Source organism: Streptomyces sp. NPDC111656 (assembly GCF_055656965.1).
Window position 1 is genome coordinate 428422 of the sequence record NZ_JBVKCA010000003.1, and the last position, 14276, is coordinate 442697.

Annotated in this window: 15 protein-coding genes, 1 tRNA gene, 1 pseudogene and 1 riboswitch; of the genes and pseudogenes, 5 read left to right on the top strand and 12 right to left on the bottom strand. The window is 69.7% G+C overall.

What is annotated here, in order from left to right; all coding sequences use genetic code 11:
- The first annotated feature begins 86 nt into the window (after window positions 1-86).
- The 3 genes from ACZ7M3_RS12140 to ACZ7M3_RS12150 all read left to right on the top strand — a co-directional run bounded on the left by ACZ7M3_RS12140 (window position 87) and on the right by ACZ7M3_RS12150 (window position 2431).
- The gene (locus tag ACZ7M3_RS12140) at window positions 87-833 is read left to right on the top strand and encodes an SDR family oxidoreductase (protein ID WP_452966470.1); all 747 of its coding nucleotides are present in this window, start codon (window positions 87-89) and stop codon (window positions 831-833) included.
- A gap of 393 nt (window positions 834-1226) precedes the next feature.
- Window positions 1227-1397, top strand: a complete 171-nt coding sequence (locus ACZ7M3_RS12145; protein WP_472062756.1) for a hypothetical protein — start codon at window positions 1227-1229, stop codon at window positions 1395-1397.
- Window positions 1398-1699: 302 nt separating this feature from the next.
- Window positions 1700-2431, top strand: coding sequence for a sigma-70 family RNA polymerase sigma factor family protein (locus ACZ7M3_RS12150; protein WP_472062758.1), 732 nt, complete (start codon window positions 1700-1702; stop codon window positions 2429-2431).
- Between the two features lie 18 nt (window positions 2432-2449).
- On the opposite strand, the gene ACZ7M3_RS12155 is transcribed toward ACZ7M3_RS12150, so the two are convergent.
- Entirely contained in the window at window positions 2450-3385 is a 936-nt protein-coding gene (locus ACZ7M3_RS12155; RefSeq protein WP_472062760.1) for a sigma-70 family RNA polymerase sigma factor, read from the bottom strand.
- 241 nt (window positions 3386-3626) lie between these two features.
- Here ACZ7M3_RS12155 and ACZ7M3_RS12160 point away from each other — a divergent pair, with 241 nt between their 5' ends.
- Window positions 3627-4226 carry a hypothetical protein gene (locus tag ACZ7M3_RS12160; protein WP_472062762.1) on the top strand — a complete coding sequence of 200 codons (600 nt, stop codon included), beginning with the start codon at window positions 3627-3629 and terminating at the stop codon, window positions 4224-4226.
- A gap of 92 nt (window positions 4227-4318) precedes the next feature.
- Here the strand turns inward: ACZ7M3_RS12160 and ACZ7M3_RS12165 are convergent, their stop codons facing one another.
- The 9 genes and pseudogenes from ACZ7M3_RS12165 to ACZ7M3_RS12205 all read right to left on the bottom strand — a co-directional run bounded on the left by ACZ7M3_RS12165 (window position 4319) and on the right by ACZ7M3_RS12205 (window position 10856).
- A complete protein-coding gene (locus tag ACZ7M3_RS12165; protein ID WP_472062764.1) occupies window positions 4319-4663 on the bottom strand; it encodes a hypothetical protein in 345 nt (114 codons plus the stop codon).
- A gap of 179 nt (window positions 4664-4842) precedes the next feature.
- A pseudogene (locus ACZ7M3_RS12170) lies at window positions 4843-5671 on the bottom strand (NAD(P)/FAD-dependent oxidoreductase).
- 114 nt (window positions 5672-5785) lie between these two features.
- Window positions 5786-5859: transfer RNA gene (locus ACZ7M3_RS12175), tRNA-Pro, on the bottom strand.
- Window positions 5860-5995: 136 nt separating this feature from the next.
- Window positions 5996-7456: a hypothetical protein gene (locus tag ACZ7M3_RS12180; RefSeq protein ID WP_472063116.1), complete on the bottom strand. Its 1461-nt coding sequence runs from the start codon at window positions 7454-7456 to the stop codon at window positions 5996-5998.
- Between the two features lie 195 nt (window positions 7457-7651).
- Window positions 7652-8419, bottom strand: a complete 768-nt coding sequence (locus ACZ7M3_RS12185) for an NPP1 family protein (RefSeq protein ID WP_472062766.1) — start codon at window positions 8417-8419, stop codon at window positions 7652-7654.
- A gap of 433 nt (window positions 8420-8852) precedes the next feature.
- Complete coding sequence (locus ACZ7M3_RS12190; RefSeq protein ID WP_472062767.1) at window positions 8853-9011, bottom strand: hypothetical protein; 159 nt, start codon at window positions 9009-9011, stop codon at window positions 8853-8855.
- 253 nt (window positions 9012-9264) lie between these two features.
- A complete protein-coding gene (locus ACZ7M3_RS12195) occupies window positions 9265-9489 on the bottom strand; it encodes a hypothetical protein (RefSeq protein ID WP_261685095.1) in 225 nt (74 codons plus the stop codon).
- A gap of 127 nt (window positions 9490-9616) precedes the next feature.
- Complete coding sequence (locus tag ACZ7M3_RS12200) at window positions 9617-9949, bottom strand: SCO0607 family lipoprotein (RefSeq protein WP_472062769.1); 333 nt, start codon at window positions 9947-9949, stop codon at window positions 9617-9619.
- Between the two features lie 199 nt (window positions 9950-10148).
- Window positions 10149-10856, bottom strand: coding sequence for a TetR/AcrR family transcriptional regulator (locus ACZ7M3_RS12205; protein ID WP_472062771.1), 708 nt, complete (start codon window positions 10854-10856; stop codon window positions 10149-10151).
- Between the two features lie 89 nt (window positions 10857-10945).
- On the opposite strand from ACZ7M3_RS12205, the gene ACZ7M3_RS12210 reads away from it, so the two are divergent.
- Window positions 10946-11809 carry an NAD(P)H-binding protein gene (locus tag ACZ7M3_RS12210; protein ID WP_472062773.1) on the top strand — a complete coding sequence of 288 codons (864 nt, stop codon included), beginning with the start codon at window positions 10946-10948 and terminating at the stop codon, window positions 11807-11809.
- Window positions 11810-11876: 67 nt separating this feature from the next.
- On the opposite strand, the gene thiD is transcribed toward ACZ7M3_RS12210, so the two are convergent.
- On the bottom strand, window positions 11877-12683 hold the full coding sequence (thiD, locus tag ACZ7M3_RS12215) for a bifunctional hydroxymethylpyrimidine kinase/phosphomethylpyrimidine kinase (RefSeq protein WP_472062775.1): 807 nt from the start codon (window positions 12681-12683) through the stop codon (window positions 11877-11879).
- 42 nt (window positions 12684-12725) lie between these two features.
- Window positions 12726-14129 carry a purine-cytosine permease family protein gene (locus ACZ7M3_RS12220; protein ID WP_472062776.1) on the bottom strand — a complete coding sequence of 468 codons (1404 nt, stop codon included), beginning with the start codon at window positions 14127-14129 and terminating at the stop codon, window positions 12726-12728.
- A riboswitch (TPP riboswitch) is annotated at window positions 14119-14213 on the bottom strand. It overlaps the preceding gene by 11 nt.
- Window positions 14214-14276 lie beyond the last annotated feature (63 nt).

The following is a 14276-nucleotide window of genomic DNA, read 5'->3' on the forward strand; positions in this document are numbered from 1 at the left end:
GATGCAGACGAAATTTGATCGGGTGCCGGTGAGCAGCTCGTCACAGGGTGCGCGCCGCACCAGGAAAACTTCCGAGAGGATCCGTCATGAAGGTCGTAGTGATCGGTGGAACCGGGCTCATCGGCTCGCAGCTGGTCGGCAAGCTCAAGGAGCACGGGCACGACGCGGTCGCAGCCTCGCCCAACACCGGTGTCAACACCCTGACGGGCGAGGGGCTGGCCGAGGTCCTGGAGGGCGCCTCGGTCGTCGTCGACGTGTCCAACTCCCCCTCCTTCGAGGACGAGGCCGTCATGGACTTCTTCCGCACCTCCACGGCCAACCTCCTGAAGGCGGAGACCGACGCGGGCGTGCAGCATCACGTGGCGCTGTCCGTGGTGGGCACCGAGCGTCTCCAGGACAGCGGCTACTTCCGCGCCAAGCAGGTCCAGGAGGAGCTGATCAAGGCGTCCGGCACCCCCTACTCCATCGTCCACGCCACCCAGTTCTTCGAGTTCATGAAGGGGATCGCCGACTCGGCCACCGACGGCGACACCGTGCGTCTTTCCCCCGGCAAGATCCAGCCCATCTACTCCGGCGACGTGGCCGCCGCCGTCGGCCGCACCGCCGTCGCCGCTCCGGTCAACGGCGTGGTGGAGGTCGCGGGCCCCGACGCGTTCCAGCTCGACGAGTTCATCCGCACGGGGCTCGCCGCCACGAACGACCCCCGCGCAGTCGTCACGGACGCGCACGCGACGTACTGGGGTGTCCAGCTGGAGGAGGCCACGCTTCTGCCGGGCCCCGACGCGCACATCGCCGAAACCCGTTTCACCGACTGGCTCGCACAGCAGCAGTAAGTCCCGCGGGTGGCCCCTGTCAGCAGGCGGGGGCCACCTCTTCTCTCCGGTTCCCTCCGTCCACGGGTCACGAGCCCGGCTTCTGCGTTCACGACAGGCAACATTTCCCTCAAGCAGAGTTCTTGGAATCCGCTGCAGGGCCGCAGTGTGCCGGAATGGACCCCCGTCCGGGATTTGTACGTGAAGGAGCCGACTCGACATGGTGAGTCGCGGGGAAATCGCCGCTCCGTGATCACCAACGTGCGGGCCACGGTTCCGTACGGCCGGACACCTTCGGATCAAGGACATCGAACTCCCCGTTCACACCGACCTCGAAGGTGAAGCTGACGCTCGACGTCTCCGCTGTCCGGCTGGAGCAGCCAGACGCCGCCCAGAGCCGCGGAGGGACACCCGATGACTCACACCGCCGAGAACCGAACCGACATCGCGGCCGCCGTCGTATCGCTGGCCGCGGAAGCCGCAGAGCTGGAGACTCGTGTCAACGAGCTGCGCCAAGAACTCACGCATCTCAAGGAGCGGATGCAGGTCGTCTCCACCGCTCTGTATCAGAATCCCCCTACGTGAGCTGCCGAGACGCTGATGGGCGCGTGACGCCTGCTGCCTCGTATGGGCGACGCTCATGTGCGGCCTCTCGGAGATCCGGACGCACGGATAGCCGAAACCCTCCCGTAGGAGGTGGGCGGCACGTTGCGTCGGAGACCGTGCGGTCGCGCGTGTGTGACACGCCGCCGAGTTCAGCGCGTCACTGCAGGTCGTGATCCACAGGGGCGCCATGTCACAAGACCCGTGTGTGCCTGGTCAATCGGAATGAGTCGAGACGACGAAAGGCTCAGTTGGCTGGAGTGGTGTGGGAGGAGGGATGACGTATGGACGAGGCCGACGTGGTGTCGATCGCGGAGTTGCTGGACGAGCGTCGATATCTCCTGGATGTGGCTTGCTGGATGTTGGGCAGTGCCGGCGAGGCGGAGTGTGTGGTCGATGAGGTCTACCGCCGGTGGTACGGGTTGTCGGGTGCGGCGCGCCGGGAGATCGCCCGGCCCCGGTCCTGGCTTGCGAGGAGTACGGGCAGGAGTTGCCTGACCCGGCTCGCGCTGGTCGAGCGGTCTGATGACACCGCATTTGAGGCGGGGGTGGGGGCGGAGGTGAGTCGGGTCCTGCTGGACGCACTGGCTTGCCTGTCGCCGGACGAGCGGGCCCGTGCCAGTCTTCGGGTGCGGCGTTCGGACCCCGTAACGCCGTGGGAGCACGATGCCCTGGTTCGCGCGGTGGGTCGGGCCTGCCTGGACGGGGATGCCGGGCATTTGGTGTCGTTGTTGTGTCCGGACGTCACGGCGTTCTTCGACGGCGGGGGCAAGGTGCGGGCGTTGAGCAGGCCGGTGCACGGGGGCCGGCGAGTCGCGCACAGTCTGCTGACGTTGCTGGCCCACCGGCCGCGCACTGCTTTGACGGCTCAGTCCGTCAACGGTCGTACCGGCCTGGTCGCCCGTTACGGCCGTCAGGTCGCCGCCGTCATCACCCTCGACATCGCAGACCACCATGTCATACAGGTGTGGGTCGTCCTCAACCCCGACAAACTACGCTCCTGGAACCAACCTTGAGCCACGCGGTTGCCGCACTCACGCGCCACTCGGCGCAGGCCTGAGGGCAGTTGTGGAGCGGGATCGTGAGTTGAGGAAGGCGTCGATCTTTGTCGGGTTGAACACCCACATCACCTTGTAGATGCCCGCCCTCTCGGCCGCTATGGTCATGAACGTGGAGGGCTCGCCATCTCGGTGGATCATCGCGCCCATACGGCCGTTGGCAGCGACGAACTCGATGCCCACATTCCCCCAGAACCGCGGATACGCGGTCAGCAGATGGGCCACGCGGGCACGGCCCAGCACGGGAATGCGAGCGACGCCCCGGATACCGTTGCCGTCCGACAGACTGACGGCATCAGGGGTGAGCAGGGCTTCCAGTGACGCCACGTCCCCCGTTCGAGCAGCTGAGACGAAGGCGTTCAGAAGGCGTCGGTGCTCGACCGTGTCCACGCTCTCCCGCTGCTCGTCCGACAGATGCTTGCGAGCACGGCTCACGATCTTCCGTGCGTTGACGAGACTGAGCTGAAGCATGTGAGCGATCTCCGGATAGCTGTAGTCGAACGCCTCGCGCAGTATGTATGCGGCACGCTCGGTGGGGCTCAGCTTCTCCAACACCAGCAGCAGAGCCAGTTCCAGGGCCTCGGCGCGCTGCGCGCCCACCTCCGGGTCCGCACTCGTGTCGATGGGCTCCGGCAGCCACGGTCCGATGTAGGTCTCCCGCCGCACGCGCGCCGACTGCGCGACGTTGATGGCCAGTCGGGTCGCGGTGCTCGACAGGAAGGCCACCGGGCTCACCACCACGGAGCGCTCGGTCCTCTGCCAACGCAGCCACACTTCCTGGACCACGTCCTCGGCCTCGGCCGCGCTGCCTAGTACGCGGTAAGCGATACCAAAGAGACGTGCCCTGTGCTGCACAAAGACCGAAACGGCCTCGTCAAGGTCACTTCCCGTGGGGGACGGCTCGTCATGCATGATCCTCGGTCTCCGTTCCTCCGCTTGGTCGGGCGCCGCGGGTCATGTGGTCACTGAAGGTCACGACTGCTCCAATCACATCCCCTTCATAGACCGGGGTGAGCCCGTCCCTGTGACAGGTTTCGGCAGAGAAATACCGGCCGGCTCATGTCGGAGGAGCCGGCCGGGCGGACACACGGTGTTTTCGCGGCCCACATGGGCTACTGCCTATGATGTCGAAGGTCGAGGATGAGAGGAACACATGGTCTCCGTAACCCACGCGGCGCACGACATCGAGATCACCGCTGAGGGCCTTCAAGCGGAACTGGCCCGCCTGGAGCTTCAGAAGGAGGCACTGGAAAGGGAATTGGCCGCGGTCGTGGCGCATCTCGGCTCGGTGCGGCGGACCCTCGGCGCCTTTGAGTCGCTGTTGCGTGCCCCGGCTGCCGCAGCGTCGACGGGGTCGACCGCGTCCGCGATGGCGAAGCACGGTCAGGCCACTCCCCCGGCCGCCCCGCAGGCAGCCATCACTTCCTCCGAATCCGCGGACGCCGCAACCCCCTCCGCAGCACCCACAGCCCGGAAGGCCAGGAGCGGCAAGACCACGGCACGCCCTGTTTCCGCCGGTACCGGCACAGACACGGACGGGCCGAAGCAGTACGGCAAACTCACCGAACAGATCATGGAGTACTTCGCCGAAGTCGGCGACCGCGACGTGCGGGCCCGCGATGTCGCCGCGGCTCTCGGCCGTGACACCGACAGCGGGAGCATCAATGCGGTCCGCAGCACGCTCGATCGGCTTGTCGGCACGTACCGCGTCCAGCGAACCGGCCGAGGCCTCTACCGCGCCCCGCGTTCCTGAGCGGTGTCCCGCGGGTCAGAACGCAGGACGGCGGTGGCGGGTCGAGTCGCGTCGCATGCCGGGCAAGTAGAGCAGGTTGAGCACACGGTGGGTCAGCCAGACGTCCCCAGGATCACGGCGACGCACACCGTGATCAGTGCCACGGTGATCAGGATCATCGCTATCAGCGTTCCCCGCAGCCATCGGCCGAAGCGGATGTGATGTTGCCCTTCCACCAGGCTGATGCGAGCGGCGATGTGATCCGTCACCATGCTGGCGACGTAGGTTTGCTCTTCGAGATACCACCGCTCGATATCCCTCTTCTGCCCATCGGTCAGCCCCGCCGTTCGGGCGGTGAAATCCGCCACACGCCGATGCGCCGCTTCGAGATGCGCCTCCCTGTACAGGAGGTCTTCGATGTCGTTCAGGCCCCGCGCGGCCTCCTTGCTCGTGTCCATGGTGTACCTCCAGAGAGGGTTGAGAGGACCGGTCACCGCGATGCCGAGTCGGGCAGGAAGCCCAGATGATCTGGTCCTCCGTGGCGGCGGCCTCTCCCATGGACGGGACAGCTCGTCCATCTGTGACATCCGCCGTGGGGAGCCGACGGCGTTCGGTGAAGCCGCCCGCCTGTTGTCGCTCACGCAGCCGCGTTGTCACTCGCCCGGCTCTCGCCGGAACGCTCCGGATTCGCGCTCGTGACGAACGCGTCCCGGGGGTGCTGCACGGAGGCGAGGGAGACAAGATCACGGCCGAACACGGCAGCGGTGAGCCAGACCGTGAGAACCCGGATCTTGCGCTCCCAGGAAGGCGCGGCCAGGACGTGATGGCCCCGGTGCATCAGCCAGGCGGGAAGTCCCTTGGCGACAAGGCTCTTGTACTGGAAGACGCCCTGCCCCAGCCCCAGTGAGGAGTCGTGTGTTCAGGTGGACGTGTGCGCTGCGGCGTTCCAGGGAGCGCACCACCCAAGCACCGGGCTTGTCGCCCACCTCGGGGAGGATGCGGCCGCGAGCCTCGACCAGGTGGAAGGACAGGTCGCCGATGCTCAGCTCCGGATATGACCTGAGCATCACGGTCGCCAGGGACAACAGTTCGCCGAGGCCTTCGACGCCGGAGAACCCGCCGCCCACGAACGTGACGGTGAGCAGCCTCCGTCGTTCGGCGCCTGGCGGCAGTGCCGCTGCTTGATCGAATGCCGTCATGAGGCGATCGCGGAAGGCCACCGCCTCCTCCACGTGCTTCAGGCCGATCGCTCGCCCTGTGCAAGCCCGGGATGGGGAAGGTGCGGGTCACGGCGCCGGCGGTGACCACGAGGATGTCGTAACCCAGTTCGCAGTCGGCTCCGTTCGCAGGTCGGACGACGACCCTCCGGTCCGCGTCACGGATCTCGATCTGGGCTGATACGTCATGTAGGGACGGGGATCGACAACCGTCACCCGCGCCTCACCCGCACGCAACCTCTTCTCCAGGCCCGGGCAGGCTCGTGTGACAGACGCCGGTGCGGCATGCTCAACCCCGAAGCCGGAACGTTCCACGCGAAAAGGGCCCCCGCAGGCTCTCGCCTGCGAAGACCCTTCGCACCGTCGGGACGACAGGATTTGAACCTGCGACCCCTTGACCCCCAGTCAAGTGCGCTACCAAGCTGCGCCACGTCCCGGTGCGTTCACCCGCGGTGTTCCGCGTGATCCTGCAGGTAAACCCTACCGCACGTGAGGGGGCGGCCCCGCACACGTGGAGGTACGGCGGGTGCGGGGGCGCTGGTCACGGCGCGGCGCGAGCCGCGTCCGCCGGACCTACATCTTGCCGTCGGCGAGCTTCCACTCCCGGTGCAGTGTGCCCAGGGGGATGGCGTGCTGGATGACGGGGGTGCCGAAAATGGCCAGCTGGATCTGGAGGGTGCCGCTCAGATCGAGGCCGCCGTAGAGGGCCCAGGAACCACTCGCCGCGACGTCGGACTTGGTGCCGGAGCCGACCGGGGTGGTCGCGGTGACCGTGCCCGCCGCCTCACCCCGCAGGTACGGGGCCAGGTCGGCGGTGACGCCCACGGCGCCGTACAGGCCGACGGTGGCCTGTGCGCCGAGGGCCGCCTTCACGCTTCCGGCGGTCGTGACGGACGTACGGACCGGAGAGCTGTCCATGTGGGACTCGTTGACCGGTGTCCAGCCGGCCGCCGTGCCGAAGGTGCCGCCCGCCTTGAAGTCACCCTTGATGTCCTGTTCGACGTCGACCGTGACCCGGCCGTCGCCGCTGATCTCGAAGTAGCAGGTCAGGTCGAGGTTCACGACGACGGGGACGGGGCCGACCTGGAGGACCGGGTCGGCGTGCAGCTTCGCGAACGGCAGCCGGACCGGCTTGGCGGTGGCGCCGGCGCGCCCCTTGAGCGCCCACTGCGAGGTCCAGTCGCCGGAGACGCCGAGGTAGGCCGCACCCGGCCCGGAAGCGGTGGAACCGTTGGAGGCGGTCGAGGCGGTCGAGGCGCCGCCTCCGTAGGAGAAGTCCACCTCGGGCTTGACCTGGACGAAGCCGGACACGGAGGCGTCCGCCGAAGCCGGTGTCCCCTCGGCCGTGGCGACCTTCGTCGCGACATCGACCCGCAGGCTGCCCAGCGGGACCTTCGTCCCCTCGGGGCCGGAGTGGATGTCTCCCGTCTTCGCCCAGGAGACCTTCACGTCGGGCAGCAGCCGCTCGACGGCGAAGGAGGCCGGGTCGACCGGGACGGTGCCCTTCGCGTCGTCGTCGCCCAGCAGCGTGTCCAGGGTCGTCGGCGCGGTCTGGACCTCGGTGCCGTCGGCCGTCTCACCGATCACCTTGGTGACCTTGGCGAGAAGTCCGTCCGGGGCGCCGGGCGCGGGGGCACTGGCGATGACGTCGCCGACGGCGGTGCGGCCCGGCGTCGCGGTGCCTGCGGGAGTCGCGCTCCCGGTCGGCGACGGCGATGAAGTCCCCTTGCTGACTGCGGATATGACGGCTCGTCGGGTGCGGCTGTCGTACGACTTCACCTTGAGCGAGGTCTTGCGAGCCTTCCCGCCGGCCGTGCCGGGGCGCGCGACGGCGGTCGAGGTGGCGGCCGCCGCGGGGGCGGCGGCGACGGCGAGCGGTTGGTCGCTGTTCTCGGTCGCGGTCGCGGATGTGCCGGCGTCCGGGGTCCGTGCGGCGGCGGAGCTCTGGCCGGGGTCCGCGGAGCAGCCGGCGGCGAGGAGGAGGGCGGAGGCGGCGAGCGCGGGCACGAGGGCGCGCGAGGGCCGCTTGCGGATGCGCAAGATCAGTCCTGGGGGGGGTGGGGGTGGCATGCGATTACCAGCGAGTAACTAGATGTGAGCATGCCATGAAGACGGGAAGCCCTGCTTCACGTTTCCACCCCCGCCCGGGTGATGTACGCCACGATCACGCGTCGAGAGCTGTCAATGACACCGCCAATTCATCTGACTGCCGCGCCATTTGACGGAGCATCATGCATTGGGGTCGAACGGGATGCCGGCCGGCTTCGCCTTCTCCAGGTGGTAGTTGAAGTTGCCGTCCTTGAGGCCGAAGACGGCACTGCCGAAGTTGTAGGCGCTCAGCTTGTCGCGCAGACCGGCGGGGTAGCCGTTCCAGCCGACCAGGTCGGGGAACTGCCAGGCGTGGTAGTGGTTCTCCGGCGGTTCGTCGTTCGAGTTCGCGGGCCGGAAGCAGTGGGTGCTCAGACCGTCCTTGTGGTAGACGACCTTGGGGTGGGTTCCGTCCCAACGGATCTGGTCACGGCCGTAGATGTTGAAGTTGCCGTGGGCGGAGGTGGAGACGTACTGGGCCTCGTTGTTCTGCACCCACACCACGACGTGTTCCCAGTCGTTGCGGTGCCCGCCGAGGCTGCTGCCGAGCACGGCCTGGTCCTTCTCGAAGTACAGGCCGTACATGATGGCGCACCAGCCGTTGTTGCACTTCTCGCGCGAGTAGCCGTTGGTGTTGTCGAGGTCCGAGGCGTCGTGGCACTGGCCGTTGAGGGCGCCGGACGGATTGAGGCCGGGGTTGATCGTCCCGTCGGGGCCGATGGCGGGGGTGGGGTAGCAGCCGTCCGTGTCGTAGTCGAAGGCCGGCTGGAACGTCTGCTCCAGTCCGTCCGCGTTGGCGGGCAGGGCCGTGGGCGGGGCGGCGAGGGCGCTGCCGGGGAAGGCGACGACCAGGGCGACCGCACTGCCGAGGATGAGCGAGACCTTGCGGATGCGCGAGCTTCTCTTCACTGCGTCCTCCTGATCGACCGCGATGTGGGGGTGGGCCGGGCACACCCGGTCGAGTTGGCATGCCCAGATCACCATTCCCCCTCTCGTCGACAACGCATGCGTCAGGGGGTGTCTGAGTGATGAATGATGAAGGGCCAACCAACGGATACGGAGGCGGAGTTGGGCGACGGCTCCTCGCGCGGCCGACCGGACGTGGGGCGCGCGCGAGGAAGCGGTGTTGGGAGTGCGGCGCATAGGGCGCGTACGACGCGTACAGCGCGTACGGCAAGGCCACCCCACGGCAGCGCGGCAGCTGCACGGTGACTGCCTCACGGGACCTGAGCCCGGTAGGTACCCGCGATCGAGCGCCGCTCCGACCGACCGATCAGCACCGAATCGGCCCCACCCAGCACGTCTTCCTCGAAGGCGCCCCGAGGATACGGTTACCCGGACGTCACTTCGGCGGAGCCGACGAGGGCAGGCGTTTGAGCCAACGGGTGGCGAGTGGGTGGGCGAGCGTCGCGACCATGATTCCCGTCAGGGCGGTGACACGGTGCCCGTGGTCGGGAAGCAACCGGCTGACGGGTTCGAAGAGCAGGGCCTGCACGACCACGAGGGCGGCGGTGGCCGCGAAGAAGCCCCCGGCCGACTCCTTGGTCCACCGCCGCCGCTCCGACGCGACGGTGGTGGATCCCGTCTCCGGGGGTGGCGCGAGGGTCGGTCACGCTCCCGTCGTGCCGGTCACCGATGGGCACGACAAGACGCACGATCAACGGCACCGCTGAGCGCCGCCGGACTGACGTACGACGGTTGCACGAGCGGCCGTCCGCGCGGCGCGGCCACAGGGGACGGCCACAGGGGCGCCCTCATCCGCGGGTCTCGGGCCCCCAGTACTCCGGGCCCACACCGCGCCAGTCGATGAGGGGGGACACCGCCGCGGTCACGGGGTCCACGTCGAGACCCGCGCGTCGCAGGAATTCGGACAGGTCCTGCAGGTTGTAGGCCAACCCGAGGTTCTCGCCGTGCACTCGGACTCGGCGGCCACCGGTGTCACTCGGCGGAGCCACGATGACAGGCAACGGTTCGGACATGGATCCAGCCTCGCCTCTCCGGTCCCGGCCTGCATCCCGGCCCTGGAAGTGTGGGTACGTCATACCCGAATTCAAGCACGTGTTCGATTTCCAGCGCACGGCCACTCGTCACTCGCGCAGCCGGCGGTCACACCCCGGCGTCGGGCGCCTTGATGATCTTGCCGTTCTCGTCGATGGTGTGGGTGCTCCAGTAGGTGTCCCACTTGTCGCCGACGTGCTGCGGGACCTTCCCTTCGGGATAGCGGACGTACCCCTTCGGCGGCTCGTCGCCGTTGGACACGCAGGCGCTGCCGGTGCCGCCCACCGTCATGACCGGGTACTCGCCACCGCCGCAGCTCGCGTCCTCGGCGGAGCAACCGGTCAGCATCGCGAGGGTCACGCAGGCCAGCGCGAGGCCCAGGGCGGACCGCGCCGGGCCTCTGCCGATCGCGGACGACGGTCGGTGAACTCGGCTTGTCATACGCACGATGGCTCCCTCTGGACGGCTTGTGGGACCAGCCTGCGCGATGCAAGGAAACCGATCATGAGTACGCATACTCGGATGCGGTGGGCCGTCGTACCCGATTCCGCGTAGGCACGGGGGCGTTCGACCCCACGCGACCGAGCCACCCTCAGGTCGAACCACCCTCAGCCCGGGTCACCCTCAGGCCGGGTCACTCTCAGCCCGGATCGGCGATTCGGTTGAGCCACTCCTCCATGAGGCCGCGCTCCGGCGCCGTCAGGGCGTCGGTCTGCGGGAGTACGGCCCGCAGGGTGACGGCGGCCGCGACGGGCCCGGGTGCGGGCGCGACAGGGGCGTCCGTGGCGATCGCCGCGATGACCGCCTCGCGGGCGGTGCGGGACAGCTCCGGGTCCCGGCGGCCTTCGGGGGTGGCGATGAGCGTGAGCGTCGTACCGCAGCCGGCCGCGTGGACGAGGTCCGCGGCACGGCCCTCGGGGACGCGCAGCCGGCCCGCCTCGGCGATACGCCGGATGTGTTCGGCGAGGACCTCGAAGGCGGCGAGCGCAGCGGGCGAGGGCGCACCGGGGCGGTATCGGCCGTACATCAGGGTGTACAGCGCCGGGTTGGCGAGGCCGAGGCCCACGTGCAGATCCCAGCCGGCGCAAAGGTCCTCGACCGGGTCATCGGTGGGCTTCCGGGCGGTCTTGCTGGTCAGGTACGCGGTGAAGCCGTCGGCGACGACCGCGTCGAGCAGGCCCTCTTTGTCACCGAAGAGCCGGTAGATGGTCGGCGGCTGTACGCCCGCCGCGGCGCTCACCGCCCGGGTCGAGACCGCGTCCGGCCCGCCTTCGGCCAGCAGCCGGGCAGCGGCCGCGACGATGCGTTCACGATGCCCGTCCGCCGCGGTGACGTCCTCACTCTCCATGATTCCGACGATAACAGAATCCTGTTACCGATGAGAATTTCCAGTGATACGGTCATTGCGTTATCGATGGAAACAGAGATGAGGTTGTCATGATCATCATCACCGGAGCCAACGGCGGACTCGGTCGGCTCGTCACCGAGCGGCTGCTGGAGCGCGTCCCCGCCGAGCGGATCGGCGTCAGTGTGCGCGACCCGGAGAAGGCACGAGCGCTCGAAGACCGGGGCGTGCGCGTCCGCCAGGGCGACTTCGGCGACCCCGCGAGCCTCGCGGACGCCTTCGAGGGCGCCCGGCAGGTCCTCGTCGTGTCGACGGACAGCACCGGCGCGGACGCCGTGCACCACCACCGCACCGCCGTCGAGGCCGCGGCGGCTGCCGGAGCCAAGCGCATCCTCTACACCAGCCACATGGGCTCGAACCCGTCCTCGCCCTTCGCTCCGATGCGCGACCACGCCGCGACCGAGGCGGCCCTCCGGGAGTCCGGGGTCGCCTTCACCTCACTGCGCAACGGCTTCTACGCCTCCTCAGCCGCGATGCTGCTGGGCCACGCGCTCGAGACGGGCGAACTGGCCGCGCCGAAGGACGGACCGGTCGTCTGGACGACCCACGCCGACCTCGCCGAGGCGGCGGCGCTCGCGCTCACCGGCGAGGGTCTCGACGGGACGACACCGGCGCTCACCGGCCCCGAGGCGCTCGACCTGGCCGACATCGCGGCGATCGCCACGCGGCTCACGGGCCGCGAAATCCGCCGGGTGGTCGTCTCCGACGCCGACTACCGCGCGAGCCTGCTCGCCCGCGGTCTGCCCGAGGCCGGCGCCGACCTGCTCCTCGGCCTGTTCGCCGCGAGCCGGCAGGGACAGTTCACGCCGGTCGACCCCACGCTGGGCCGCCTGCTCGGCCGACCCACCACGGCCTTGGCGGACTTCCTGAAGACAACGATCACGCCGACCGGCTGACGTGCCGGTTCCCCTTCGGGCGACGCGGACGACGGCCTCGTCCGCCATGCCGACGGATCCGCGGCGTTCAGGCGCGCGTCCGCCAGCCGTGGTCGACCGGCCCGAGGCCCTCGCCCAGGGCGAATCCCGCGGCGATCGCGCCGGTGACGTACTCCTTCGCCAGCCGCACCGCCTCCGGCACCGCCCGCCCCTGCGCCAGCCCCACCGCGATGGCCGAGGCGAGGGTGCAACCGGTGCCGTGCGTATGACGGTTGTCGTGGCGCGGGGCCCGGAACCAGTGTTGTTCGGTGCCGTCGGTCAGCAGGTCGACGGCCTCGCCGGGCAGGTGGCCGCCCTTCACCAGGACCCAGCGGGGCCCGTACGACAGCAGCTGTTCCGCGGCCCGGCACATGTCACGCTCGCCGGTGGCCTTGATCCCGGTCAGCTCGGCGGTCTCGTCGAGATTCGGGGTGGCCACCGTCGCCAGCGGCAGCAGGGCGGTCCGTACGGCGTCCAGCGCGTCGTCCGCCAGCAGCCGGTCGCCGTGCTTGGAGACGCTCACCGGGTCCACCACCACGGGCGCGCCGACGTCCGAGAGCAGTTCGGCGACGGTCTCGACGAGCAGGGGCGAGGCGAGCATGCCGGTCTTCACGGACTGCACACCGATGTCGTCCACGACGCTGCGGTACTGCGCGCGCACCGCCTCGGCGGGAAGCTCCCAGGCTCCCTGTACGCCGAGGGAGTTCTGCGCGGTGACGGCGGTGAGCACGCTCATCCCGTGCGCGCCCAGCGCGAGCATGGTCTTCAGGTCGGCCTGGATGCCGGCGCCGCCCCCGGAGTCCGATCCGGCGATGGTCAGGACACGGGGCGGGGTGGTCGGTGTGTTCGCGGGCATGGTGGGTGTCACTCCGTACGAAGGGGGTGAGAGGGGGCGGGGTCAGCGGCGCAGGCGCAGCGGGGCGTAGACCAGCAGGGCCGCGAGGAACGCCACGCCGTAGGCGGTGTCGGCGCCGTGCAGGGCGTGCGCGACCGGGCCGACGTACAGGCTGGTGCTCATGAACGGCACCGCGGCGGCGAAAGCGGCGGCGAACGCCACGAGCGCGGGCCACCACGGATACGGGCGGGCGCTCTCGGCGGCCAGGTCGACGGGTGCGCCGCCGCGGGCCCTGGCCCGGGCGAGCCAGTCGACGGCGACGATCGCGACGAACCCGGGAATCCAGTAGCCGACGAACAGCAGGACGTTCTGGAAGCGGGCCGTGGTGTCGGCGGCGTGCATCCACAGCACGAGCGGGAAGCCGAGGACGGCGGCCAGCGCGGCGGCGGCCGGGCGCGGCAGCCGTACGCCCATGGTCTGCAGGGCGAGCGAGCCGCTGTAGTCGTTCATGGCGTTGCTGCTCAGCGCGGCGAGCGCCACGGCGAGCAGGCCGAACGCGCCGAGGGCGCCGCCGCCGAGCAGGGTGTCGACGCCGCGGGCCGTCTGGTCGGTGAAGACGGCCGCGCCCCACAGTCCGAGGGCCTGGACGGCCACGAAGGACACGCCGATGCCGGCCAGGGTGTACCAGAACATCCGCGGGCGGGACGCCGTACGCGGCAGATAGCGGCTGAAGTCGCTCGCGTACGGCGCCCACGACAGCGCGAGGCTGAGCGCGATCGTGCAGGTCAGGACGAAGGCCCCGGCCCGGTCGGCGCCGTGCGCGGTGGCGGCGGGGGTGGTGTGGGCGCCGCTCAGGAGCTTCACGGTCAGGGCCACGAACGCGGCGGCGAGAGCGAAGGTCATCACGGTCTGGAGCCGGTGGATCACCTCGTAGCCGAGGACGCCGAGCGCCCCCTGCGCCGCCATCATGACGAGCACGCCCAGCCAGAACGGCCAGCCGCACAGCTGGGCCAGCGCGTCCCCGCCGAAGAGGCCGATCAGCGCGTCCCAGGCGATGGACGACAGCCACTGCAGGGCGCCGGGGACGACCACGGCCCGACCGAACGCGAGGCGGGCGAGCGGCAGCTGTCCGGCGCCGGTCTGGCTCCCCCAGGTGCCGAGGTACGCGGTCGGGACCGCCCCCAGGAGGGTGCCCAGCACGACGGCGGCGAGCGCGGTGGAGAAGTCCAGGCCGAGCGCGATGCCGACGGTGCCGGTGAACACGCCGGTCATGGTCAGGTTGGGGGCGAACCACACGGTGAACAGGCGGCCGGGGCCGCCGTAGCGGTGGTCCTCCGGGACCGGGGCGATTCCGCGCGCCTCGACGTGCAGATCCCCCGGGGCGGTGGGCATCCGCCCGTCGAACACGCCCTGTGGGCCTCCGACGGCCACCTCGCCGCGAGCGTTACGGGCATACGGCAACGACATGAGACATCCCTCCGCCAGTCCTAACTGGTTCAGGTTCGACGGGTGTGATCTCAGCCCTCGTGCGGGGCACCCCGTGTCCGGTTCGGCGGTCAGGATAGCCCGGCGGGCGCGGTCTGCCCCAGGGGGAGGGGTCCGCGCGGGCCGTAC

What these genes read in the sequence shown, in the direction of transcription:
- ACZ7M3_RS12205 (WP_472062771.1), bottom strand. Translation starts at nt 10,856, where the DNA reads ATGGAGAGTGAGGACGTCACCGCGGCGGACGGGCATCGTGAACGCATC.
- ACZ7M3_RS12160 (WP_472062762.1), top strand. Translation starts at nt 3,627, where the DNA reads ATGGTCTCCGTAACCCACGCGGCGCACGACATCGAGATCACCGCTGAG.
- ACZ7M3_RS12220 (WP_472062776.1), bottom strand. Translation starts at nt 14,129, where the DNA reads ATGTCGTTGCCGTATGCCCGTAACGCTCGCGGCGAGGTGGCCGTCGGA.
- ACZ7M3_RS12165 (WP_472062764.1), bottom strand. Translation starts at nt 4,663, where the DNA reads ATGGACACGAGCAAGGAGGCCGCGCGGGGCCTGAACGACATCGAAGAC.
- ACZ7M3_RS12200 (WP_472062769.1), bottom strand. Translation starts at nt 9,949, where the DNA reads ATGACAAGCCGAGTTCACCGACCGTCGTCCGCGATCGGCAGAGGCCCG.
- ACZ7M3_RS12195 (WP_261685095.1), bottom strand. Translation starts at nt 9,489, where the DNA reads ATGTCCGAACCGTTGCCTGTCATCGTGGCTCCGCCGAGTGACACCGGT.
- ACZ7M3_RS12145 (WP_472062756.1), top strand. Translation starts at nt 1,227, where the DNA reads ATGACTCACACCGCCGAGAACCGAACCGACATCGCGGCCGCCGTCGTA.
- ACZ7M3_RS12155 (WP_472062760.1), bottom strand. Translation starts at nt 3,385, where the DNA reads ATGCATGACGAGCCGTCCCCCACGGGAAGTGACCTTGACGAGGCCGTT.
- thiD (WP_472062775.1), bottom strand. Translation starts at nt 12,683, where the DNA reads ATGCCCGCGAACACACCGACCACCCCGCCCCGTGTCCTGACCATCGCC.
- ACZ7M3_RS12140 (WP_452966470.1), top strand. Translation starts at nt 87, where the DNA reads ATGAAGGTCGTAGTGATCGGTGGAACCGGGCTCATCGGCTCGCAGCTG.
- ACZ7M3_RS12150 (WP_472062758.1), top strand. Translation starts at nt 1,700, where the DNA reads ATGGACGAGGCCGACGTGGTGTCGATCGCGGAGTTGCTGGACGAGCGT.
- ACZ7M3_RS12210 (WP_472062773.1), top strand. Translation starts at nt 10,946, where the DNA reads ATGATCATCATCACCGGAGCCAACGGCGGACTCGGTCGGCTCGTCACC.